General features: G+C 44.0%; 1 protein-coding gene. It reads left to right on the forward strand.

What is annotated here, in order from left to right:
• The first annotated feature begins 247 nt into the window (after positions 1–247).
• Positions 248–1,465: an IS110 family RNA-guided transposase gene (locus NGM66_RS14175; protein WP_208907677.1), complete on the forward strand. Its 1,218-nt coding sequence runs from the start codon at positions 248–250 to the stop codon at positions 1,463–1,465.
• Positions 1,466–1,650: the final 185 nt, after the last annotated feature.

A 1,650-nucleotide genomic window follows, 5' to 3' on the forward strand; every position in this document is an offset into this window, starting at 1 on the left:
AAAACAGACTAACCTTAGTGGTGAGAAATGATTCGACGGAATCTTTTCTCACCACTTTCGTTTTGGCGTAAAGTGGTAGTGAGGTTGACATGTCGCAGGCTTTTTTGGCGCTTGACGCCGTAACTAAAAATGGCAACTTCACTGTACCATCAAATAATCTGTTCGTAGTCTGTTGGCCTAAAGGTCGGGTATTGAAAATTAGAATGATGGTATGTTTACGTAAAAAACCTAAAGGATGGTGTTCGCAATGGCAATTGTATTCGGTATCGATGTTAGTAAAGCCACCTCAAGTGTGGCCGTAATTAATGATGAGACTACTGTTTGGCAATCCGTCATCAAAAACGACTGGTTTGGTTTTCAAGAACTTCTCAAGCACTTACAAGATTACCGCGAACCGCAGATTATCTTTGAAGCAACTGGTGTATACTCACAACGTCTCAGACGCTTCTTAGACGAACAACGCTATCGGTATACGCAGCTCAACCCATTGGCCGCCAAGAAGCAGTTAGACGGCTTACGCACTCGTAAGACCGATAAGAACGATGCGCTTCATTTGGCACAGACACAGTTGATCTTCAAACGACGACTGACTTACTATCAAGAGCCGGTCTATCGCGATTTGATGAACCTTAGTCGTTTCTACTCAGAAATCAACTCGGACCTAGTGCGCATGAAGAACCGACTACATCGCAGCTTACAGCTGAGCTTTCCAGAAGTGGAAACTATTATGGGAAAACCAACAGGAAATTTCTATTGGAATATTGTGCAAACCTACCCACACCCTGATTGCTTGCTTGACTTAACGCCAGAAGTGGTCAGCAAAAAGTTATTTGGATTCGGTGACCATGTCTCTAAAGCCAAAGCAAAAAGTACAGCTATTAAGCTTTTGAAACTCGCACGAGGCTCCTACCCAGGCGATGCCAGTAGCTCTCCAGTGGTTATACAAACACAATATAACGCTGGCCAAGTGGCCGAGCTTTCGGCACATAAAGATCAAATCATCAAACAGATGGTCCAGTTAGCTAAGCCGTTACCGGAATTCAACATTCTCTTGAGTATTCCTGGATTTGCGGAGAAGACAGTTGTCCGATTGATTGGTGAGCTGGGTGATATTCGCCGTTTCGGTAGCAGTAACAAACTCAACGCTTTTGTCGGAATTGATCTGAGGCACTACGAATCGGGAAACTTTATCGCCACTGATCATATCAGTAAGCGAGGTAATCACATTGCCAGAGCAATTCTTTATCGTGCGATCACAAACATTGCCAGTGCAGCAAGGTGGCACCCCAATCACGTTAACGATTTCTATCAGAGAAGAAAAAAGCAACTTCCAGTGGTCAACGGTAAAGCCGTCGGCACAAAGAAAGTTGCGATCGCCGCGATGGGTCGTCTCCTAAGAACGATTTACCATCTCGTGACAACAAGTCAGTTGTATAAGTACGGCGTCAAGCGCCAATCAATCTGACTATGTGTATAGTGTACCTCCTTGGGCAAAAAATAGAAATACCCAAGGTCTATTTGAGTTACCCTCAAGCTCAAAAACCAAGTACCACATCACTTCAATTGGCACTCTTCTTACCCGATAGCCCCAATGACACATAAAAGAAACGGGATTAAACCGGGATTAGTACTTGACTAATGGTAGAAAAA

Source organism: Levilactobacillus yiduensis (assembly GCF_024718525.1).
GTDB lineage: Bacteria > Bacillota > Bacilli > Lactobacillales > Lactobacillaceae > Levilactobacillus > Levilactobacillus yiduensis.